A 20,920-nucleotide genomic window follows, 5' to 3' on the forward strand; every position below is an offset into this window, starting at 1 on the left:
GTTAGTTATGACTAACAAATTAAATTTGAATAATTTAACAAAAAGCGAAGAAGATTATTTAAAAGCTCTTTTTCAGTTACTTGTAGAAGGTGGGTCTGCTAAAGTAGGGAACAATCAACTGGCGGATTATCTAAAAGTTTCTCCTGCCTCAACAAATAACATGATTAAAAAGCTAAAAGCTAAGAAGTATGTTGCTAGTGAGAAATATGGTAAGTTAGAACTTACAGAAGAAGGAAAGTCTATAGCAGTTCGTCTCATAAGAAAACATAGATTGTGGGAAACATTTCTTTGTAATTATTTAAATTTCAGTTGGGATGAAGTTCATGAGGTTGCTGAACAATTAGAACATATAAAATCTCATAAATTAATTAATGAGTTGGATCGTTTTATGGATTTTCCTACTAAAGATCCTCATGGAGAAGTAATTCCAAATGCAGATGGGGAATATTCTGTATTACCAAAAATTACATTATCTTCATTAGAAGAAGGAGCCGTTTGTCAGTTAGTTTCTGTAAATGATGCTTCCGTAACATTTCTTAAATATGTATCCGAAATTGGTTTGGCATTAAGTAGTGAGATAAAAGTGCTGGAAGTAAGAGAGTTCGATAGTTCTATAAAAATTCAGTTTAATAATATAGAAGAAACAGTGACCAGGAAATTTGCTGATAATGTTTTTGTGAAGGTAATATAATGCACGAATAAATGTTAAAAAAAGTAACACTATAAGGGTTTATAAGATATACCTGTTATCTTTGAATCACACAATCAATTTATGGAGCTTAATTTAAAAAGACCGATCTGTTTTTTTGATCTGGAAACAACCGGTATTAATATTTCTAAAGATCGAATCGTAGAAATCTCTATCCTTAAAGTTTTTCCTAATGGAAACAAGGAAAGCAAAACATGGCTAGTCAATCCAGAGATGCCAATTCCACCAGAGACTACCGAGGTACACGGAATTACGAATGAAAAAGTAGCTAATGAGCCTACTTTTAAGCAATTAGCAAGTAAGGTTAGTGAAATGATTAAAGGATGTGATCTGGGAGGATTTAATTCTAATCGTTTCGATATTCCTTTGTTGGCAGAAGAATTGTTAAGAGCTGATTTAGATTTTGATATGAAAAGTACCGTGGCAGTAGATGTGCAAACTATTTTTCATAAAATGGAAAAGAGAACCTTAGCTGCTGCCTATAAATTTTATTGTGATAAAGATTTAGAGAATGCACATTCTGCAGAGGCCGATACGAATGCAACATATGAAGTTCTCAAAGCACAATTGGATAGGTATCCTGAGTTAGAGAATGATACTAAGTTTCTTGCTGAATTTAGTTCCAGAAAACAATTTGCAGATTTTGCTGGTTTTATAGCGTATGATGAAGAAGGAAGAGAAATCTTCTCTTTTGGAAAACATAAAGGTAAATTGGTAGAAAAGATCATGGAGGACGAACCAGGATATTTCGGATGGCTTCAGAATGCAGATTTTCCTTTATATACAAAGAAAGTTCTTACGGCTGTAAGGCTACGTAAATTAAATAATAGTCTTAAACTTTAATTCTTTTTATTACTTATTATGAAGCTTATTTGTATAGGTCGCAATTATACGGATCATATCGAAGAATTAGAAAACGAGAAACCAACAGATCCTGTGGTTTTCATGAAACCGGATACAGCGATTCTGTTAAAAAAGCAGCCTTTTTTTATTCCGGATTTTTCTGATGATGTACATCATGAGGTGGAAATTTTAGTCAAAATCAAAAAGGTTGGAAAGCATATTGATCGAAAATTTGCACATAAATATTATAATGAAATTGGGCTTGGAATTGATTTTACAGCACGAGATTTACAGAGCAAACTGAAGTCTAAAGGATTGCCGTGGGAAAAGGCTAAAGCTTTTGATGGAGCCGCTGTTATAGGGAATTGGATGTCCAAAGAAGATTTTCCGGATGTGAATAATATTAATTTTCATTTAGAAAAAAATGCAGAGACCGTTCAAAAAGGGAACACAAGGTTTATGCTTTGGAAAATTGATGAATTGATAGAATATGTGTCAAAATATTTTACTTTAAAGATAGGAGATGTTATCTTTACGGGAACACCGGCTGGAGTTGGAGCTGTAGAGGCAGAGGATACACTAACTGGTTTTATAGAGAAGCAACAAATTTTTTCAATAAGAATTAAATAGATGAGCAAAGGGTATAGCTTAGAAAGTGTGAATGAATTGTCCGGTGGAGACGATGAATTTATAACAGTATTAGTGCAAACATTTTTAGAAGAGATACCTCCCGATTTGGATAGTATGGGACAGGCGGTTAGAAACAATGATCCCAAAACTGCATACCAATTTGCGCATAAAATGAAACCTAATCTTCAGTTGTTTGGTATTGATCTTTTAAAAGAGATAAAACAAGTAGAAGCCTGGTCTAAATCTGGTAAAAAGCAATCGGAAATAGAGCCTATATTAAATCATATCGTTACTACAGTTAATGGTGCTATCGAAGACCTGAAAGCCGACTTTCAATAATTATGCTTGCGGAAATAATTACCATTGGAGATGAAATTCTTATTGGTCAAATTGTAGATTCCAATTCTGCTTTTATAGGAAAAGAGCTTAATAAAATAGGCGTCGATGTTTATCAGATCACTTCCATACAAGATGATAAGCAACATATTCTAGATGCGCTGGAAGAGGCGAAGAATAGAGTAGATATTGTTCTTTTGACTGGTGGATTAGGTCCTACAAAAGACGATATAACGAAGCACACTATCTGTGAATTCTTTGGTGATACATTAATCCAAAATGATAAAGTGTTGCAACATATCGAAGCGCTTTTTGCAAAATATATACATACACCGGTTACGGATATTAACAGAATGCAAGCGCTTGTGCCAAGTACATCAACCGTTCTTATGAATAATTTTGGTACCGCTCCCGGAATGTGGTTAGAAAAAGATAATACTGTTTTTGTATCTATGCCAGGAGTACCTTTTGAGATGAAAAACCTAATGAAGGATGAGGTGTTGCCTAGACTTCAGGAAAAATTTGATAGACCATTTATTATTCATAAGACCGTATTAACCTATGGTTTAGGAGAAAGCGCAATAGCAAAGAAAATAGAACAATGGGAGGATGATTTACCTTCTTTTATCAAACTAGCATATCTACCAAATTTAGGTAGGGTTAGATTACGTCTTTCCGCGCGTGGAATTGATGAAAAATTATTGATAGATACTATTGAGAATAAGATAGCTGATTTACATGCGTTTATAGGTGATATCATCGTAGGTTATGAAGAAGATGAGTCGATAGAGTTAATGATCGGTAAGATACTTGCTTCTCGAGGACAATTTCTGGCAGTTGCAGAGAGTTGTACCGGTGGAAAAATTTCTCAATCTATAACGGCTTATGCAGGATCTTCATCATTCTTTAAAGGAGGTGCAGTTACTTATGCTACTCAATCTAAAACAGATCTTTTGGGTGTTGATAGGGATTTGATTAAACAGTATACAGTGACCAGTAATGAAGTTGCTAAAGCTATGGCATTAGGAGTGAAAAATAAGTTTAAATCTGATTATGCAATCGCTACAACCGGAAATGCCGGACCTTCTAAAGGAGATGGAGATGTTGAGGTAGGTACAGTTTTTATAGCAATTGCTACTCCAGATCGTGTTTTTTCAGAGAAATTCGTGTTTAGTAATTTACGTGAACGAACAATAGGGAAGGCTGTAAATAAATCCTTTGAAATGCTTTTTAACGAGATTACCTAATCTGGTTATTTGATAGCTTCTTTTTTTGTCCACTCAATAGCATCTTTCAGGTCTTGGAAATTATTAAAAGGCTTTTTAGCAAAATGTTTTTCAATGTCTGTAGACATTGTACTTATTGAGTTGTAGGTAACTACTCCATATCCTTTAAAATTATCCATGTATATCAGAGGGCAATCCAGATAATCCGTAGGTATAATCGAGTGTGAATTAATTCTGTCAGAGATATAAGTGAATGGTTGACCATTTCCGTAGTGTTTTTGTACGATAGGTATAAGATCATAAAGCTTTTCCGATGTAATTATTTCACCTTCTTTGATCTCTGCAATGATATATTGATCATAAAAGTAATAAGTCCCAAGATTGAGATCGTATTTTTGGATCAAGGTGTCATTAAGTATGGTTTTCATAACTTTTATTTTTTTGTTAGTTATGAATAAGTCGAAAAACTAAGGTGATTATTTCTTATTGATAGTTGTTATTCAGTATTTTAAACTGTTTCAAACGTTATAGTTGGCTTTACTTTTTAGAAAATTATGAAAACATTAATATAAATGGATTTTGGATTGCTATTCTTTTGCTCAGAAGGAAATCTAAAACAAACTTTTAATTAATCCGGTGTCACTAATTCATCTACCCATTTAATTGCATCATCAAGCTTATGGAATGTACGTGTCGGAATTTTTAAAAACGATTTTTCTAACGCTGCAATTTTTGAACCGATAGCGTTATATGTAACCACTGCGTATCCTTTTACGTTAGGAAATTGTTCATTTGTTTTAAAATGATTTGTAGGCTCAAAAGAATATGAGTTGATCCTGTTGGCGATATAAACAAATGGTGTTTTGTCTCCATAGTAAGTTTTTCCTAATTTTATAAGCTCTGAAGCATTTCCATAAGTAAGAATGACTCCTTGGTTTATTTCTGATATCACGAAGTTTTTGTGGAAATAAAATATTCCAATACTAAGTTCATGTTTATGAGTGAGTTTTTTATTAAAAGTGAAAGTCATTCTTAATTGAGTATAGTTTTATTAAGTTCAATAAATTATAAATAGGTTTTTTAAGGAGTGTTTTGTAGCTTATTATTATTGTCGGATAATTTTAATTAGTATTGTTTAATGGTGTAATTAATTCATCTACCCATAGCAAAGCATCATCTAAACAATTAAAAATTTCAGTTGAAGTTTCAAGAAAGGATTGTTCTAAGGTAGCTACTTTATTATTGATGGCGTCATAGGTTACTACGCCATATCCAGTAAAATTAGGGAACAACTTTGAGGATTTGAAATGTCCAGTGGGTACAAAAGAATAGGAATTTTTTCTATTAGATATATATACAAATGGAATAGTAGTTCCGTAATAGGAATGAATCAATTCAAACAAGTCTGAGCAATTTTCAAAAGTAAGAATGACGCCTTCTTTTATTTCCGAAATTATATGATTTTTATAAAAATAAAATAACCCAATACCAAGCTCATGCTTATGGATAAGCTTCTTGTTAAAATTATGAACCATTTTTTAATGAGGTGTTTCCAATTACATTGGTAAGATACTTCTTTTTTTTATCAAAAATATAGTATATGTATGTTTAAAATATAAATAACACATGTTTATAGTTAATTTATTAAAAAATAACCATATTTTATTTGTTTAATCGTGCATAATTAGTTCTTCTACCCAGAGTTTAGCATCGTCTAGATTTTCAAAAATTTTTGTAGGAACATTAAGAAAGGATTGTTCTAATGTAGCTATTTTATTGTTTATGGAGTTATATGTAACTACGCCATAACCTTTTAAATTAGGAAATAATTTTGCTGATTTAAAATGAGTAGTAGGTTCAAAAGAGTAGGAATTTTTTCTATTTGTTATATAAACAAATGGTATGTTGTTTCCGTAATATTCTTTGGTTAACAAAAACAATTTAGTGGCTTTATCATAATTTAAGGAGGCTCCTTCATTCATTTCTGAAACCATAAAGTTTTTGTAAAAAAAGAAAGATCCTATATCAAGTTCGTGCTTCCTAATGAAGTCATCAGTCTTATTTTGGCGCATAACAATCGTTTTTTTCTCTAAGATACAATTTAGGGTTCTAAAAATCAATCATTTGGCATAAGTTATTTTAAGTTTTTTTTAGTAGGACAAAATTTTTATTGTAAGAGTTTTTTTGTTTAGATAGTACTGTAAACAGAATAAATAAAAAAAGCGGACCCTAAGATCCGCTTGTTTACTACTCAATTACCCCATATCAAGTAGTTAGTTACAGTTATGAAAACTAACTGGTGTAAAAGTAATTGGTATACACCACTTGTTATATAGGTATAAATACCTGTTTTAGTCAAGATGGATAGAATTGCTTTATCTTTGGTGTCTATATATAATGAGTGAATCATTGGGCAATTTTGATAGATGAATGCCTTTAGTTTTAGTATTTGCGGTAGTATTGAAATAAAATGTTTAAAAAGAGAAAAAAATACAAAACTATTATTGGTGGTTCGGTAAATAATTCGTTAATTTGCACCCTGTTTTGAAATAATACCAAAATTAAGAAGAGATGTCAAGAGTTTGCGAGCTTACAGGTAAAAAAGCGATGGTGGGAAATAACGTTTCTCACGCGATGAATAAAACAAAACGTAAATTCAACGCGAATTTAATAAAAAAGCGTTTTTATATTCCAGAAGAAGATCGTTGGGTAACACTTAAGGTGTCTACTGCGGCTTTAAAAAATATAAATAAAAACGGTATTGCTGCTGTTTTAAAAGAAGCAAGAGCTAAAGGTTTCTTAACAAAATAAATCAGCTTTTAAAAAGATACTATAATGGCAAAGAGAGGTAATAGAGTTCAGGTAATCTTAGAATGTACAGAGCATAAAGCTACTGGTAAACCAGGTACTTCTAGATATATTACAACAAAAAATAAGAAGAACACTCCTGATAGAATGGAAATAAAGAAATTTAATCCTATTCTTAAGAAAATGACTGTTCATAAAGAAATAAAATAAGACAATGGCAAAGAAATCAGTAGCATCGTTACAGACAGGATCAAAGAGATTGACCAAGGCTATTAAAATGGTGAAATCTCCTAAAACAGGAGCATATACTTTCGTAGAGTCAATTATGCAACCAGATGCAGTAAATGACTTTTTTAAGAAAAAGTAATTAGCAATAAAAATATTTTAGAAAGAAGCCGTTTCAATTTAATTGGAATGGCTCTTTCTTTTTATATATTTATGCGATTTTATGTTAGTGTTTAAATTTTAACTTATTAGCATTCTGAATATAATACATGAGTTTGTTTAAAAAAATATTCTCTTCGGAGAAAAAAGAAACCTTAGATAAAGGATTAGAGAAGTCTAAAACTAGCTTCTTTTCTAAATTAGGTAAAGCGGTTGCTGGTAAATCCAAAGTAGATGATGATGTACTGGATAACCTAGAAGAGGTCTTAGTAACTAGTGATGTAGGTGTAAAAACTACAATAAAGGTTATAGAAAGAATAGAAGGTCGAGTTTCTAGAGATAAATATCTAGGGACAGATGAGTTGAATCAAATTCTAAGAGAAGAGATAGCGGGTTTACTTTCTGAAACGAATTCTGGTGAAGCTACAGATTTCGAGATTCCAGCAGATAAAAAACCATATGTTTTAATGGTGGTAGGAGTAAACGGAGTTGGAAAAACAACTACCATTGGTAAACTAGCTTATCAATTTAATAAAAAAGGTTTGAAAGTGGTTTTAGGAGCTGCTGATACGTTCAGAGCTGCGGCAATAGATCAGTTGCAAGTTTGGGCTGATCGTGTAGATGTGCCTATCGTAAAGCAAGATATGGGTAGTGATCCTGCGTCTGTAGCTTTTGATACCTTAAAATCTGGAGTGAATCAGAATGCAGATGTTATTATCATTGATACAGCCGGAAGATTACATAATAAGGTAAATTTGATGAATGAGCTGACCAAGGTAAAGCGTGTTATGCAAAAAGTGATTGGAGATGCTCCACACGATGTCTTATTGGTTTTGGATGGTTCTACGGGTCAAAATGCCTTTGAACAGGCTAAACAGTTTACCGCTGCAACAGAGGTAACCTCGTTAGCAGTTACAAAATTAGATGGAACTGCAAAAGGAGGTGTTGTTATAGGGATTAGTGATCAATTCCAGATTCCAGTTAAATATATTGGAGTAGGAGAAGGGATTGAAGATCTTCAGGTATTTAATAAATACGAATTTGTAGATTCTTTTTTTAAGTAATAATATACTGTTACGGAATAGTTAAAAAGGTGTTATGTTATAATCATAGCACCTTTTTTTTATACTTTCAGTTTTTAAAACATCTTCATAACCGTCATTCTATGAGAAAATTAGTATATATTTTTATATCACTTTTGATTTTTAGTTCTTGTAAAAAAGAGAAAGAAGAACAACAAAAAGGCCTACAGCCTAAAGTAGTTTGGGATCCTTATGATGAAGATGAAGATTTAGAGTCGACGAAAAAACTCAGCCAGGAAAGAATGCATTTAAAACTTGTTAATTCTAGAGTTTTAGATAAGAATGATATATGGAGGTCTTTGGAATCAGAACTGGATTATTTTTCGGAAGAAGATTATGTTAGATTAAAACAATTTATCCTTGAAAAAGATATACCGACTATCCAACAAAGTGTAAAAGAAGGTAAGCTGTCATACGAAGAGTTGATCAAGTTTTATATTTATAGAATCCGAAAATATGAGAGTGATAATTCCTTATCTCTTAATTCAGTGATATCCTTAAATCCGAAGGTTGTGAAACAAGCAAGAGCATTGGATAAAGTGGATAAAAATACCATTGATGTTAATTCGGTCTTTGGAATGCCAATTATGCTTAAGGATAACATTGGTGCCAAAGATATGTTTACAACTGCGGGAGCTATTGTATTACAAAACAACAAAACAAATAATGCTTTTATAACTCAGCGTTTATTAGATCAGAACGCATTGATTTTAGGTAAGGCTAATCTTAGTGAATGGGCATATTTTCTTTGTGTCGGTTGCCCTGTTGGGTACAGTGCAATTGGTGGTCAAACTCTCAATCCATATGGTAGAATGGTTTTTGAAAGTGGCGGTTCTAGTTCAGGTAGCGGTGCAGTTGTTGCTGCGAATTTTTGCGTAGCGGCTGTGGGAACCGAGACAAGTGGATCTATTTTGTCGCCTTCGAGTCAGAATTCTGTTGTAGGACTGAAGCCTACAATTGGTTTGTTAAGTAGATCTGGGATTGTTCCAATTTCTAGTACGCTAGATACACCAGGACCTATGACAAAAAGCGTAGTTGATAATGCTATTTTGTTAAATGCGATGATCGGTAAAGATACCGATGATGTTACTTCTGTTTCTACTGAAACAGATTTTGTAATGTCTATAAAAGATTCAATTATCAAAGGAAAGCGTTTTGGAGTTATTAAAGCTTTTTTGGAAGATTCTTTGTATGTGAAAGCGATTAATAAGATCAAAACAGCTGGTGGAGAGATTGTAGAGGTGGAACCAGAGCAAACTGGTTTGCCAGGTTTTTTAAGTATTTTGAATATAGATATGAAAAATGATCTTCCTAAATATATTGATTTGAACGCCAGTGATAATGTCAATATAAAAACAATAGAAGATGCAATTGCATTTAATTTACAAGATACACTTGTCAGGATTCCATATGGACAAGGAATATTTGAAGGAATTGTAAAAGATAGCACTACTACAGAAGATCTGGAAAAAATAAAAGAAGATCTTAAAATTACTGCTCGTAAGTATTTTGATTCTCAAATTGACGAACATAGTCTAGATGTTGTGTTGTCTATAAATAATTATCATGCTGGTTATGCTGCAGTGGCTAAATATCCCGCTTTAACAGTGCCAATGGGGTATACGGATAAAGGTGAGCCTAAAGGTCTGACTTTTATCACAAAGCCTTTGTTGGAAGATAAGTTGTTGCAATTAGGGTATGGCTATGAATCGATATCCAAAGAGCGCAAGATGCCTGTTAAATATGTAGATTGAGTGTATGAAAAAGGCCGCCAATTCAGCGACCTTTGGTTTTTTTAAGCAATGATAGAGTTTTTTAGTACACTGCCTGTAAAGCTGTTCTGTCTCCAGAAGTGAAAGGGCGGTCTGTTCCGCCGCTACAAGCTAGCATCCACGAACCATTTTCTGGCCCTTCAGGGGTGCCAGGAATATAGATAGCGCCAACTCCTCCATCACCTTCGTCACCACCTCTTCCACAACTAAAAGAGCGATCTGCATAATCTGTGTGGCGAAATCCAATGGCATGTCCAATTTCATGCGCAACTACTGTAGCGGCATCTGCAGGAATTCCTCCTCTACGTGGATTGTATATATCAGAATTTAAAACAATAGGGGTAGCTGGATCTCCATTTGCATCTGGGAAGCCTGCGCTACGACCAAGGATGATGCCTCCGCCGGGTGCTCTTTTTAGTTTTTGAGATAAAATGTCAATATCAGCACCAGCGCTATTGGCTCTTTGGAAAGAAATATCTAGTCCTAAAGAGTTATAGCGATTTAAAGCATCATCAAAAGCAGCTTGCATTGTGGAGTTGAATTTTGAATCCATGTATACATTTACTACTCTTGGAGTACTTACGATATTAGTTGTTCTGTAGTGTTTGTTGTTTTCGTTTCCAAAGTCAACAGTTGGTAGCATTTGTTCGATTTGTTTTTCGGTCAAAAAAACATCTTCTACTGCGATACCTTGTTTGCCGTCAAAAGTGTCCTCAAAAGCAGTTTCTGTATCAAAACCTAAGGTTTCTAATTTAGCTTTTACTAATGGATCTATTGATTGTATTTCTTCTGTAGAATCAGAATCACAAGAAACGAATAAGGATGCTGTTAGTAATGCAGCTCCGAACATTGGTAATAATCTACTTTTTTTCATAAGTTGAGTGTTTTGAGTTATAAAAAGTTTGCTATGGTAGCAAATTGTTTTAGTGTTAAAAGGCGCCTGACTGACGCCTTTTTAGGAGGTTTTGTTAGTTGGCCAAGGATTCTCTGGCACCACCAGCTTCAAGTACGGCTCTCATTCTTAATTTTTGACCGTTAGAGAACATGTACATACAAGTATCATCTACATAATCCATATAGTTCATGGTCATGTCAGTAGATTTACAATGTGTTGTAGGGTATGCTGGGCATCCGTAATTTGCTCTGTCTGAAGATGGAGTATCAACTACGAAGTCATCTTGTCTGCAACGGCCGTCACCCCAAATATGTCTTAGGTTTAGGTAGTGGCCTACTTCGTGAGTGGTTGTTCTACCACCGTCAAAAGGAGCAGTTAGGTATCCTGTGCTTCCAAAATATTGAGGACCAACCACAACTCCGTCAGTAGCTGCGCTACCACCTGGAAATTGGGCGTATCCTAAGATCCCACCGCCAATGTTACATACCCAAATGTTAAGGTAGTTAGCAGGATCTATTGGATCTACTCCGCCTTGACTGGATTTTTTCATATCATCTCTGGTTCCCCAGGAAGTTCTGGTAGAGAATGTTCTTGTAACTCCGGCAAGTGTAAAGTTGATTTGAGTATCAGCAGCATTATCAGTAAACTCGCTAGGAATTTGATTAGCATCAGAATTAGTCATTCTAAAGTCTTCATTTAGAACTGCGATCTGAGAATTAATCTGAGCATCACTAATGTTTTCCTGATTAGTATTGTAGATTACGTGGATATACACTGGGATGTTAACTACAGGAAAATCAGTTGCTGGTTCGTCGGTGTCTCCGCCACCATTTCCATTTCCATTTCCATTTCCAGGTCTTTTGGAATCTATAAAACGTTTTGTTTTAGATTCGATAGTTGCTAATTTATTAGCAAGTTCGGGGTTTTCTTCCAGTTGTTTTTTTAGGTTGTAATCAGAATGACACATTCTGGATTCGCCTGTTTTCTCCCCATTTTCTTTGATGATTTGTTGTTGTGTGATCTCTTGTTCAGAAATTTCATCTTTAGAACAAGCCGTAACGATTAGTGCAAGGGCTGTAAAGCCCAAAAATACTTTTTTCATAAAAATATAAATTGAATTGAATGATTCGTTCAAATGTAAATAAAAGAATATAAAATACACAATTAATTTATTAAAAACTTGCTAATTATTCAATATTTAATTTAATTTTATAAGTATAATTACTTGAAAATAAGATATTTATATTATTAAAAAAATGTAGTATTTTTACTATTAATAAATTGTTAATAAAAAAAAGGAGATATTCTTTCGAATAACTCCCTTTCTACCAAAATAAAAAATAATTCAAACCTCTGCTGGGATAGATAAATTGGTCTTACGTATGAAAAATTAACTCTATTAGCAGAGGGTTTTTAAGTTGAATTACTACTACACAAACTCAACTTACTTTTTTTCCTTCTCTTCTTTGATTATGCGAATGATAATCTTAAAGCAATTATCAGTAGTAAAATACAATATATAATCATAGATGCCCCGTAAATTAGTATTCCGTGTTTTTTAATTATTTTTAATTTAAACATTGGGTAATGATATTATTAAGTTTAGTTCGATAAGCCCCTACTTATGTTCGATAATTGTTTTATTGGAGTATTTATGAACATAAGGTGTACTTCATTTAACGATGATCTGTTATTGTAGTGGTTCGTGGTTATAACAACCTTTATTTACCATTATTGTTATGGTATCATGTGTCGCCATCATCATCGTCAGTGTCATCATCCAAACAGAATTCAACGTACATAGCCCAGCTGTTTCCAGGAAACCCATCTCCTTCAGCCCAAGCTGTCTCTTCACTACAATAATTATCACCATCGTCGTTTGATTTTAATGTTGTAATTTGTAGACTATCTGTATCATCGTCATTGTCATCTTCAGTACACTCTCCGCAATCAACTTCTGCATGAGCAGCAAGACAAAAGCATTCTCCAACTAAAGATAAAGGAATAGTGTACGTGTATTCACTTACTCCTTCTGGATGTTCTGATTTGTAGGGGAACTTACCGATTTTAGGATTTCCTTTATTGGTTATAGGCATATCAGCACAATTACCAACATATAGATGTGTTGCTTTTAATGTCCAGCTTCCTCCTGAAGATTTTTCTGTAAAAGAATCTTCATCATCTGTGTCTGTATCACTACAATCAGTTTTATAAGTTACATATAAGTTAGTTCCATCAGAAGTAGCAGTAACAGTGCCAACAACATGATGTTGTCCAGCTATTAGATTGCTCGTAAAAGGAAGTGCTGTTCCATCTACAGATACCTTGAGCATTTTTACATTTACACCTGTTTTAATCTCATTTGATTGTTCAAAAGATGTGAATGCTTCGTTTTCGCAGCCTATTAATAATATAGCTACTAATGAAATGATGCATACGATAAAAAGTGAACTAGCAATGGTTTTAAATAAACTTTTCATAATTTATTGGTTAGGGGGTTTAAGCTTCATCAAAGAATAATTCATCTTTACTGTTTCCTTCATCATCTTTGTCATCCAGCATTATTCTTTTTTCTTTTATTTTCTTAACGTTCCATTCGTTACTTAATTTATTTAATGGTTCTTCTGTTCCAAAATCAAGCGTAGCATTTAATCCACCATCAGACCTTGTGTTAACTGACCAAGTTCCATTGGTTATGATATTATTGCTGTCATCTCCATCATTGTCTTCTAATGTAATTAGCACAGTGCCGTCTTCAGAAAAATCAAAAGTGTAGTCTCTGTAATTATTAGTCTCGTTACTTTCGTTGTCTTTGTATTTCTGAACTTCTAAAAGTTTACTGGTGATCACTTGATTGAAACGTTCTTCGCTCAAATCGTTTTCATCACAGTCATCTATAGCATCTTCAATAGTATCCTCGAGATCGTCCAGATTGTTTATAACGATTTCAGTGTTGTCTGAAAGTACTACCGTAATAGGAAAATTAACATTTACAATGTCATCCTCGTCAAGATCTCTAATGAAATCGTGTAGTTCTCTATCACTATTAAATGTAATGGTTTCTAACAGTTCACTATTAGAATCAAATACAGAAACAGAAAATGGATATTGAAAATCTAGACATTCTATATCGTCGTCTTCATCTTCTTCTTCACAATCTTCAATTAATTGTTCTAGCTGATCCTCATTTTCGATGATCATTTCAGAAAAATCACTTGAAATTATGGTTATTGGAAAAATGAAATCCAGATCATCAATATCATCTTCCAGTTGGTTAAAAATTTCTTCAATAAGTTCGAAATCTTCTTCAGAATCAATATATACATCGATACCATTTACATTCACAGTAACAGGTAATTCAATATCAAAACAACTGGAGCCATCTAATATATTATCTCCAGAACCATCATTCATGACTGTTTTTAATATAAGATCGGCGACCTTAGAATTTGCTTCCAGCGTTTGATCTTGTGGGGATCCAATTTCTTCATCAAGTTCAGATCTACAACCAGTAACAAGAATGATTGAAGAAAGCATTAAAAAACTAATTATTGATTTGATTTGTGTTTTCATGATATTTCAGGTTTTTTAAGTTGGTCTTCTGAATACTAAAACAACTAAGTTTTAAAAACTCCTTTATTATTTTTCTTTTTTTCTACATTTACCGCCAAATCTTCTTTGAATATGTCAAAAGAATTGCAGGAAAACGTTTGTGAAGAAAAGATATTTTCGATGATTTACCGAAAGTATTCTAAGGACATATATAATTTTCTTTATTATAAATATGGAGAGACATTAGAGTCAAATGATAAGATGCAGGATGTGTTTATCAAACTACTGTCTCATTGTAAAGAGGTGACTCCTGATAAGGCGAAAGGTTTTTTATTTAAAGTAGCAAAGAATATGATGCTTAATGCTATCAAACATAAAAAAGTGGTGCTCAAACACAGAGAAATAAAACCAAAAGATTATACAAACGAATCTCCTGAATTTATTTTAGAACATCAGCAATTTTTGAAAAGATACCAGCAGGCACTGAGTAAATTGACAGAAGACCAACGAACCGCTTTTTTACTAAATAAGGTAGAAGGAAAAAAACATGCTGAGATTGCAGAGATGCTTGGAATTACCAGAAAAGCTGCTGAGAATAGAATTTATACTGCTTATAATAAGCTAAAAAGTGAACTGGAAGGATTTAAATAAAAAGGAGTTTTTAAAACTTAGTTGTTCTATATATAGAAGAAAGAATGAAAATGGATAAAGAATATTTAATAAAGAAATGGTTGGCAGACGAATTAACGGATGCTGAACTTGAGGCTTTTAAGAAATTGGATGATTACGATATGCATACCAAAATTCTTGAAAGTGCTCAGTATTTTAAAGCTTCTGACGTTTTCCAAATTAGCGATATAAATGATATGTATGCCAGAATGGAAAACGCTCCTAATGCTGTTTCTAAAAAAACTAATTGGTATCGACCATTATTAAAATTAGCCGCTATATTTGTTGTGTTATTAGGTGTTTCTTTCTTTTTCTTTACCAATAATGATAGTACAATTAAGACACTAGCTAATCAAAAGCTAACTGTTGAACTTCCTGACGCTTCAGAGGTTGTGGTTAACTCAAAATCCATAGTCGTTTTTAATGAAAACAAATGGGAGACTAAAAGGGAAGTGAATCTTACTGGAGAAGCTTTTTTTAAAGTAAAAAAAGGATCTGCCTTTGATGTAATTACACAGGATGGTAAGGTAACTGTTTTAGGTACTCAATTTAATGTAAAAAACAGGGAAAATTATTTCGAAGTTAAATGCTATGAAGGCCTTGTAAGAGTCAAACATGGAGAGTATACACAGAACTTGCCAGCAGGTAATACTTTAAGAGTTATAGATGGGAATCTTACTTTTGAAACGGTTAATTTGAATCGCCCCCAATGGATAAGTAATATTAGTAGTTTTAAAAGTGTTCCATTCTATGAGGTTATAAATGAGTTCGAAAGACAATATGATATCAAAGTGACTATGATGAATGGTATCGATACTAAACGTCTTTTTACAGGAGGTTTTGTTCATAATAACCTTCAAGAAGGCTTAAAATCTATAACTTTACCTCTAGATCTGACTTATAGCATTGATATCAATAATAACATCACCTTGCGTTATAATAAATAAGATATGTAAAGTACTTTTACTTCTCTTATTTACTATTTTTTATGTTCCTCTAATTGGCCAAACCAAAGAGGAAAAGGATTCAACTCTCTTAGTTGATCAATTAGTTCAGCTAGAAGCGAAATTTCCATATAAGTTTACCTATGCTGATGATACCATAGAAAATGTTTTTGTCAGTAGTGTTCCACAGGAATTTTCATTTGATCAAGTTCTTGATTTTTTAAGACAAAAAACTAGTCTTGTCTTTACTGTTATTAACAATAACTTTGTTTCTATAAACAAGGGAGATACATCTCTGTTACTCTGTGGATTTATCAAGGAAATAAAAACAAAAAAACCTCTTTATGGAGCCACTATTCGAGGAAAGAAATCATCAATGATAAGTGATAAAGACGGATATTTTCAATTAGAGGTTTTTAGTGATAAAGAAACCATAATCATTGGTCATCTTGGGTTTAGAACTACCTATCGACTTTCTAACTCTTTTACAAAAGAAAATTGCGCTCCTATTTATCTGGAGCCCAAAACTGAAATTTTAGCAGAAGTTATTCTTAAAGACTATCTAACCCAAGGAATTAGCAAAACAGATGATGGAGCTTTTCAGATAGAATATGATAATTTTGGAATACTTCCGGGTTTAATTGAAGCAGATGTGCTACAAACTATACAGGCACTTCCGGGTATACAAAGTGTTGATGAAACAGTTTCTAATATTAACATCAGAGGTGGTACTCACGATCAAAACTTAATTCTTTGGGATGGTATCAAAATGTATCAATCAGGACATTTTTTCGGACTAATATCAATCTTTAATCCGTCGATTACAGGAAAAGCAGTTTTGATTAAAAATGGAACCGGGGCTGAGTTTATGGATGGAGTTTCAGGTACAATTTTAATGAATACGGATACTGAAATTAATACAGATTTTAGGGGTAGTATTGGGTTTAATCTTATCAATGCAGACGCCTTTACAGATATTCCGATTGGAAAAAAATCATCGTTACAGCTTTCTGCCAGAAAGTCAATAAGTGATTTTGTAAAAACACCTACCTACAAACAATATTTTGATAGAATTTCTCAGGATAGTGAGATAGGTAGTAATGATGAAACGGATATAGAATTTGATTTTTATGATATTAATCTTCGATGGAACTGGAAAATTTCTGAAAAAGATAAGCTTAGAATAAATTTTTTAGGAATAAATAACGAATTGGTTTTTACAGAAAATGAAATGATCGGAAATATCAATAGTTCCAAACAAAGTAATTTGGTTCAGAATAGCATTGCAGGGGGAATTTGGTATCAGAGGCATTGGAGTAATCAGTTTACAACATCGCTCCAGGTATATGAAACAGATTATAAGTTACAATCCGTGAACGCCAATCTTCAGGATCAGCAACGGTTTTTGCAAGAAAATATAGTGTCCGAAACAGGAATAAAGTTAAATACTCATTATATGCCCAGAGCGAATATTAACTGGCTTAATGGGTATCAACTTACAGAAACGGGTGTATCTAATCTTAATGATATTGATAATCCTGTTTTTCGGGAAAATCGAGTAAGGGTAATTCGCAATCATAGCCTCTTTTCGCAAATAGGCTATAAAGGTTTGAAAGCAAAGAATTCAGTCAATTTTGGCGTAAAATATAGCTATAACGAAAAATTTAGAACACATTTAATAGAGCCAAGATTAAGTTATAATCAAAAGTTTCTTGACTATTTTAATTTTGAAGTATTAGGAGAATTTAAACATCAGAATACATCTCAGATCATCAATTTTCAGAATGACTTTTTGGGAATAGAAAAGCGAAGATGGATTTTGGCAAATAATGATGACATTCCAGTTATTAAAAGCAAACAAGTTTCTTTAGGATTACAATACAATAGAAAAGGATGGCTTATTAGTTCTGAAGGATATTATAAAATGGTGGAAGGAATTACCGCACGTAGCCAAGGATTTCAGAATCAATATGAATTCATACAATCGATAGGAGGTTATGTAGTAAGTGGGGTAGATTTTCTAGTAAATAAACGATTTAGTGAAGTCAGCACCTGGCTGAGTTATTCGTACGTGAATAATGAATATACTTTTGAGGACTTCGATGAGAAACAATTTCCTAATAATGTGGATATAGCACATTCTCTAACATTAGGAGTTGCATACACAATGAAAGACTTAAGAATATCTGCGGGTTTAAATTGGCACTCTGGTTTACCTACAACGAGACCGGTTTTTATGAATGAAGTAGAAGGTGATGAAATTAATTATGATCTGGCAAATAGTGATAGACTAAATGAGTATTTACGATTGGATATTTCTGCTACGTATGATTTTGTAATAGCTAAGGGAGTAAAAGCTCATACCGGTATTTCTGTTTGGAATCTTTCTGATCAGAACAATACAATCAATAATTATTATCGGGTTAATCAAGAAAATAGGCCACAAGAAGTTCTCAAGTCTTCATTAGGAGTTACTCCTAATGTAACATTTAGAGTGTCATTTTAGTATCTGTTTTCAGTCAATAAGCGCATTAATTTTTATCCATAGATCATTGTCAAAACTTGATGGGCCTAATAAAGCTTGGCCAGTATCATCACCCATTCTAACAATTACCAAATTCTGACTAGGAACTACATAGAGTTTTTGATCATCTTTACCTAAACCGGCGATAAGATCATCTGGCCCATCCGGCATTAATTCTCCAGGAAATTCATTTTCGAATGCTGGCGCTCTAAAGCTTGATTTACCATTTAGCCACCATAAATATCCATAAGATTGATTTAGGTTTTGTGAAGTAGTAGTCATTTCGGTAAAGTAGTTTTGATCTGTGAAAATTTTAGTGTTATCCCAAGTGCCTTTATTAAGATTTAATAGTCCAAAACGAGCCATGCTTCTGGCTGTGCTATAGTATATATTGGCGTATCCAATACTCACCCATGTTCCATTCATCCCAATTTTGTTTTTTAGTTTAGTATCAAAATAAGTATTGTAATCTATGTTTGTAGCTCCAGTAACGATATCTGTTAGTAGTGTATACGTAGCATTATGATAATACCAGAAATTTCCTGGTTCATTAAGATACGTAAGGCAATCAAAATCGTTACAGTTTTGATTAGATACATTATAATCTAAACCTGATGTCATCGTTAAATGGTTTCTGACTGTAATTGCTTGTTCTTGATCCGTTGTGATATCCGCCCATTGAGTTCCTAGGTATGTTGTAGAAGGTTCGTCAATATCTAATAAACCTTCTTGTTGAGCTAGTCCAACAGTAAAGGCAGTCAATGTTTTTCCTGCAGAATACCAAGGATTGTTATCATAAGCTGAACTTCCATTAAAGTATTTCTCGACCGCAATTTTCCCGTTTTTCAAAATAATAAAAGCCTTGGTGTCTTTTTCTTCAAGAAAATCATAAAGAGGTTGTTCCGCCTCAGTATTCCATCCTAGACCCTTAATAGCAGTGGTTTCCCAATCATCAGAATTAACTGGAGGGAAATATATTTCATCTGGATTCTCGATAATAACTTCATCTATTATTTCATTAGAATCATCAGAACACGAAAGGGTAAAGCTAAGTAGTAAAGAATAAAATAAAGTCATTATATTTTTCATAAGTTGGGGGTTATGTAGATTTAGACAATACAATATACAAAAGGTTTAAATAATTGATTTTTTTAGCATACAGAGTTATTAATAATAATACGCTAAACTTTAGTTATTCATTGTATCTTTGCAAACCTTTATCCAGAAGATATGAGAACAAAGACTTTAAAAAAGAATAAGATCAATGTAGTTACATTAGGTTGTAGTAAGAACGTGTATGATAGTGAGGTTCTTATGGGACAACTGAAAGCAAATAACAAGGAGGTTGTTCATGAAGAAGAAGGAAATGTTGTGGTTATTAATACTTGTGGTTTTATTGCCAATGCAAAAGAAGAGTCTGTAAATACTATTTTAGAGTATGTGCAGAAAAAGGATCAAGGCATAGTAGATAAAGTTTTTGTTACTGGTTGTTTGTCTGAGCGATATAAACCAGATTTAGAGAAAGAAATTCCAGATGTAGATCAATATTTTGGTACTACAGAACTTCCCGGCTTGTTAAAAGCATTGGGAGCTGATTATAAACACGAATTAATAGGAGAAAGATTAACTACGACTCCTAAAAACTATGCGTACTTAAAAATAGCAGAAGGTTGTGATCGCCCTTGTTCTTTTTGTGCAATTCCATTGATGCGTGGTAAACATAAGTCAACACCAATTGAAGAATTAGTCACTGAAGCGGAAAAGTTAGCAGCTAACGGAGTGAAAGAATTAGTGTTAATTGCTCAGGATTTAACCTATTACGGACTTGATCTTTATAAAGAAAGAAAGTTAGCAGATTTATTACGTGAATTGGTGAAAGTAGATGGTATAGAGTGGATACGTTTACATTATGCATTTCCTACAGGATTTCCAATGGAAGTATTAGAGGTAATGCGAAAAGAACCTAAAATCTGTAATTATATTGATATACCATTACAGCACATAGCAGATCCAATTCTTAAGTCAATGCGTCGTGGTACAACCAAAGCTAAAACTACTAAGCTTCTTAATGAGTTTAGAGCAGCAGTACCGGAAATGACAATACGTACTACATTAATTGTTGGGTATCCAGGTGAAACACAGGAAGATTTTGAAACACTAAGAGATTGGGTAAAAGAAATGCGTTTTGAACGTCTTGGATGTTTTACCTATTCTCATGAAGAAAATACACACGCTTTCAATCTAGAAGATGATGTCCCGGAAGAGGTGAAAATGGATCGTGCCAATGAAATCATGGAAATACAATCACAAATCTCCTGGGAATTGAACCAACAGAAAATAGGACAGGAGTTTAAGGTTGTTATTGATCGAAAAGAAGGACCGTATTTTATAGGTAGAACAGAATTTGATTCTCCTGATGTAGATAACGAGGTGTTAATAGACGCATCTAAGTTTTATTTGAAAACTGGAGAATATACTACCGTTAAAATTTATGAAGCAGAGGATTTTGATCTGTATGGTGAGGTTATTTAGCCAAAAAAAAAGTA

Annotated in this window: 23 protein-coding genes; 14 read left to right on the top strand and 9 right to left on the bottom strand. The window is 33.1% G+C overall.

What is annotated here, in order from left to right:
- Nucleotides 1–7 precede the first annotated feature (7 nt).
- The 5 genes from Q0910_RS06890 to Q0910_RS06910 all read left to right on the top strand — a co-directional run bounded on the left by Q0910_RS06890 (nt 8) and on the right by Q0910_RS06910 (nt 3,765).
- A complete protein-coding gene (locus tag Q0910_RS06890) occupies nt 8–691 on the top strand; it encodes a metal-dependent transcriptional regulator (protein WP_299213998.1) in 684 nt (227 codons plus the stop codon).
- Nucleotides 692–772: 81 nt separating this feature from the next.
- Complete coding sequence (locus tag Q0910_RS06895; protein WP_299214001.1) at nt 773–1,552, top strand: 3'-5' exonuclease; 780 nt, start codon at nt 773–775, stop codon at nt 1,550–1,552.
- Between the two features lie 18 nt (nt 1,553–1,570).
- Nucleotides 1,571–2,182: a fumarylacetoacetate hydrolase family protein gene (locus Q0910_RS06900; RefSeq protein WP_299214004.1), complete on the top strand. Its 612-nt coding sequence runs from the start codon at nt 1,571–1,573 to the stop codon at nt 2,180–2,182.
- Nucleotides 2,183–2,521 carry an Hpt domain-containing protein gene (locus tag Q0910_RS06905; RefSeq protein WP_299214007.1) on the top strand — a complete coding sequence of 113 codons (339 nt, stop codon included), beginning with the start codon at nt 2,183–2,185 and terminating at the stop codon, nt 2,519–2,521.
- A 2-nt stretch (nt 2,522–2,523) separates the two neighbouring features.
- Nucleotides 2,524–3,765 (top strand): CinA family nicotinamide mononucleotide deamidase-related protein, encoded by a 1,242-nt coding sequence (locus Q0910_RS06910; protein WP_299214010.1) that lies wholly within the window; start codon nt 2,524–2,526, stop codon nt 3,763–3,765.
- A gap of 5 nt (nt 3,766–3,770) precedes the next feature.
- On the opposite strand, the gene Q0910_RS06915 is transcribed toward Q0910_RS06910, so the two are convergent.
- The 4 genes from Q0910_RS06915 to Q0910_RS06930 all read right to left on the bottom strand — a co-directional run bounded on the left by Q0910_RS06915 (nt 3,771) and on the right by Q0910_RS06930 (nt 5,816).
- On the bottom strand, nt 3,771–4,172 hold the full coding sequence (locus Q0910_RS06915) for a hypothetical protein (RefSeq protein ID WP_299214013.1): 402 nt from the start codon (nt 4,170–4,172) through the stop codon (nt 3,771–3,773).
- Nucleotides 4,173–4,372: 200 nt separating this feature from the next.
- Nucleotides 4,373–4,696, bottom strand: a complete 324-nt coding sequence (locus tag Q0910_RS06920; protein WP_299214016.1) for a hypothetical protein — start codon at nt 4,694–4,696, stop codon at nt 4,373–4,375.
- 169 nt (nt 4,697–4,865) lie between these two features.
- Nucleotides 4,866–5,279 carry a hypothetical protein gene (locus tag Q0910_RS06925; protein WP_299214019.1) on the bottom strand — a complete coding sequence of 138 codons (414 nt, stop codon included), beginning with the start codon at nt 5,277–5,279 and terminating at the stop codon, nt 4,866–4,868.
- A 135-nt stretch (nt 5,280–5,414) separates the two neighbouring features.
- Complete coding sequence (locus Q0910_RS06930) at nt 5,415–5,816, bottom strand: hypothetical protein (RefSeq protein ID WP_299214021.1); 402 nt, start codon at nt 5,814–5,816, stop codon at nt 5,415–5,417.
- A gap of 499 nt (nt 5,817–6,315) precedes the next feature.
- Here Q0910_RS06930 and rpmB point away from each other — a divergent pair, with 499 nt between their 5' ends.
- From rpmB to Q0910_RS06955, 5 genes are all read left to right on the top strand, one after another.
- Complete coding sequence (gene rpmB / locus Q0910_RS06935) at nt 6,316–6,555, top strand: 50S ribosomal protein L28 (RefSeq protein WP_118461811.1); 240 nt, start codon at nt 6,316–6,318, stop codon at nt 6,553–6,555.
- 24 nt (nt 6,556–6,579) lie between these two features.
- A complete protein-coding gene (gene rpmG, locus Q0910_RS06940; RefSeq protein ID WP_118461813.1) occupies nt 6,580–6,762 on the top strand; it encodes a 50S ribosomal protein L33 in 183 nt (60 codons plus the stop codon).
- A 4-nt stretch (nt 6,763–6,766) separates the two neighbouring features.
- Nucleotides 6,767–6,919 carry a DUF4295 domain-containing protein gene (locus Q0910_RS06945; protein ID WP_081415706.1) on the top strand — a complete coding sequence of 51 codons (153 nt, stop codon included), beginning with the start codon at nt 6,767–6,769 and terminating at the stop codon, nt 6,917–6,919.
- A 127-nt stretch (nt 6,920–7,046) separates the two neighbouring features.
- Nucleotides 7,047–8,000 carry a signal recognition particle-docking protein FtsY gene (gene ftsY / locus Q0910_RS06950; protein WP_299214025.1) on the top strand — a complete coding sequence of 318 codons (954 nt, stop codon included), beginning with the start codon at nt 7,047–7,049 and terminating at the stop codon, nt 7,998–8,000.
- A gap of 101 nt (nt 8,001–8,101) precedes the next feature.
- Nucleotides 8,102–9,772 (top strand): amidase family protein, encoded by a 1,671-nt coding sequence (locus Q0910_RS06955; RefSeq protein WP_299214028.1) that lies wholly within the window; start codon nt 8,102–8,104, stop codon nt 9,770–9,772.
- 61 nt (nt 9,773–9,833) lie between these two features.
- On the opposite strand, the gene Q0910_RS06960 is transcribed toward Q0910_RS06955, so the two are convergent.
- The 4 genes from Q0910_RS06960 to Q0910_RS06975 form a co-directional block, all read right to left on the bottom strand.
- Entirely contained in the window at nt 9,834–10,664 is an 831-nt protein-coding gene (locus tag Q0910_RS06960) for a M57 family metalloprotease (RefSeq protein ID WP_299214031.1), read from the bottom strand.
- Between the two features lie 94 nt (nt 10,665–10,758).
- Nucleotides 10,759–11,787 carry a zinc metalloprotease gene (locus Q0910_RS06965; protein ID WP_299214034.1) on the bottom strand — a complete coding sequence of 343 codons (1,029 nt, stop codon included), beginning with the start codon at nt 11,785–11,787 and terminating at the stop codon, nt 10,759–10,761.
- A 643-nt stretch (nt 11,788–12,430) separates the two neighbouring features.
- The gene (locus Q0910_RS06970) at nt 12,431–13,165 is read right to left on the bottom strand and encodes a hypothetical protein (RefSeq protein WP_299214036.1); all 735 of its coding nucleotides are present in this window, start codon (nt 13,163–13,165) and stop codon (nt 12,431–12,433) included.
- A gap of 19 nt (nt 13,166–13,184) precedes the next feature.
- The gene (locus Q0910_RS06975; RefSeq protein WP_299214039.1) at nt 13,185–14,258 is read right to left on the bottom strand and encodes a hypothetical protein; all 1,074 of its coding nucleotides are present in this window, start codon (nt 14,256–14,258) and stop codon (nt 13,185–13,187) included.
- A 111-nt stretch (nt 14,259–14,369) separates the two neighbouring features.
- On the opposite strand from Q0910_RS06975, the gene Q0910_RS06980 reads away from it, so the two are divergent.
- From Q0910_RS06980 to Q0910_RS06990, 3 genes are read left to right on the top strand one after another with little or no spacing between them, the layout of a single operon-like run.
- On the top strand, nt 14,370–14,888 hold the full coding sequence (locus Q0910_RS06980) for a sigma-70 family RNA polymerase sigma factor (protein ID WP_299214041.1): 519 nt from the start codon (nt 14,370–14,372) through the stop codon (nt 14,886–14,888).
- A 50-nt stretch (nt 14,889–14,938) separates the two neighbouring features.
- Nucleotides 14,939–15,853, top strand: a complete 915-nt coding sequence (locus tag Q0910_RS06985) for a FecR family protein (protein ID WP_299214044.1) — start codon at nt 14,939–14,941, stop codon at nt 15,851–15,853.
- Complete coding sequence (locus Q0910_RS06990; RefSeq protein ID WP_299214046.1) at nt 15,813–18,356, top strand: TonB-dependent receptor plug domain-containing protein; 2,544 nt, start codon at nt 15,813–15,815, stop codon at nt 18,354–18,356. The genes Q0910_RS06985 and Q0910_RS06990 overlap by 41 nt, the downstream gene beginning before the upstream one ends.
- Before the next feature lie 9 nt (nt 18,357–18,365).
- On the opposite strand, the gene Q0910_RS06995 is transcribed toward Q0910_RS06990, so the two are convergent.
- Nucleotides 18,366–19,463 carry a serine hydrolase domain-containing protein gene (locus tag Q0910_RS06995; RefSeq protein WP_299214049.1) on the bottom strand — a complete coding sequence of 366 codons (1,098 nt, stop codon included), beginning with the start codon at nt 19,461–19,463 and terminating at the stop codon, nt 18,366–18,368.
- Nucleotides 19,464–19,604: 141 nt separating this feature from the next.
- Here Q0910_RS06995 and rimO point away from each other — a divergent pair, with 141 nt between their 5' ends.
- Nucleotides 19,605–20,906 (top strand): 30S ribosomal protein S12 methylthiotransferase RimO, encoded by a 1,302-nt coding sequence (gene rimO, locus Q0910_RS07000; RefSeq protein WP_299214052.1) that lies wholly within the window; start codon nt 19,605–19,607, stop codon nt 20,904–20,906.
- Nucleotides 20,907–20,920: the final 14 nt, after the last annotated feature.

The organism is uncultured Aquimarina sp. (assembly GCF_947495315.1).
GTDB lineage: Bacteria > Bacteroidota > Bacteroidia > Flavobacteriales > Flavobacteriaceae > Aquimarina.

Bases quoted from the DNA above. Each gene is read 5' to 3' on its own strand.
- Q0910_RS06890 (WP_299213998.1), top strand. From the start codon at position 8: ATGACTAACAAATTAAATTTGAATAATTTAACAAAAAGCGAAGAAGAT.
- Q0910_RS06900 (WP_299214004.1), top strand. From the start codon at position 1,571: ATGAAGCTTATTTGTATAGGTCGCAATTATACGGATCATATCGAAGAA.
- rpmG (WP_118461813.1), top strand. From the start codon at position 6,580: ATGGCAAAGAGAGGTAATAGAGTTCAGGTAATCTTAGAATGTACAGAG.
- Q0910_RS06895 (WP_299214001.1), top strand. From the start codon at position 773: ATGGAGCTTAATTTAAAAAGACCGATCTGTTTTTTTGATCTGGAAACA.
- rimO (WP_299214052.1), top strand. From the start codon at position 19,605: ATGAGAACAAAGACTTTAAAAAAGAATAAGATCAATGTAGTTACATTA.
- Q0910_RS06980 (WP_299214041.1), top strand. From the start codon at position 14,370: ATGTCAAAAGAATTGCAGGAAAACGTTTGTGAAGAAAAGATATTTTCG.
- Q0910_RS06995 (WP_299214049.1), bottom strand. From the start codon at position 19,463: ATGAAAAATATAATGACTTTATTTTATTCTTTACTACTTAGCTTTACC.
- Q0910_RS06910 (WP_299214010.1), top strand. From the start codon at position 2,524: ATGCTTGCGGAAATAATTACCATTGGAGATGAAATTCTTATTGGTCAA.
- Q0910_RS06925 (WP_299214019.1), bottom strand. From the start codon at position 5,279: ATGGTTCATAATTTTAACAAGAAGCTTATCCATAAGCATGAGCTTGGT.
- Q0910_RS06930 (WP_299214021.1), bottom strand. From the start codon at position 5,816: ATGCGCCAAAATAAGACTGATGACTTCATTAGGAAGCACGAACTTGAT.
- ftsY (WP_299214025.1), top strand. From the start codon at position 7,047: ATGAGTTTGTTTAAAAAAATATTCTCTTCGGAGAAAAAAGAAACCTTA.
- Q0910_RS06915 (WP_299214013.1), bottom strand. From the start codon at position 4,172: ATGAAAACCATACTTAATGACACCTTGATCCAAAAATACGATCTCAAT.
- Q0910_RS06905 (WP_299214007.1), top strand. From the start codon at position 2,183: ATGAGCAAAGGGTATAGCTTAGAAAGTGTGAATGAATTGTCCGGTGGA.
- Q0910_RS06970 (WP_299214036.1), bottom strand. From the start codon at position 13,165: ATGAAAAGTTTATTTAAAACCATTGCTAGTTCACTTTTTATCGTATGC.
- Q0910_RS06965 (WP_299214034.1), bottom strand. From the start codon at position 11,787: ATGAAAAAAGTATTTTTGGGCTTTACAGCCCTTGCACTAATCGTTACG.
- Q0910_RS06955 (WP_299214028.1), top strand. From the start codon at position 8,102: ATGAGAAAATTAGTATATATTTTTATATCACTTTTGATTTTTAGTTCT.
- Q0910_RS06975 (WP_299214039.1), bottom strand. From the start codon at position 14,258: ATGAAAACACAAATCAAATCAATAATTAGTTTTTTAATGCTTTCTTCA.
- Q0910_RS06985 (WP_299214044.1), top strand. From the start codon at position 14,939: ATGGATAAAGAATATTTAATAAAGAAATGGTTGGCAGACGAATTAACG.
- Q0910_RS06960 (WP_299214031.1), bottom strand. From the start codon at position 10,664: ATGAAAAAAAGTAGATTATTACCAATGTTCGGAGCTGCATTACTAACA.
- Q0910_RS06945 (WP_081415706.1), top strand. From the start codon at position 6,767: ATGGCAAAGAAATCAGTAGCATCGTTACAGACAGGATCAAAGAGATTG.
- rpmB (WP_118461811.1), top strand. From the start codon at position 6,316: ATGTCAAGAGTTTGCGAGCTTACAGGTAAAAAAGCGATGGTGGGAAAT.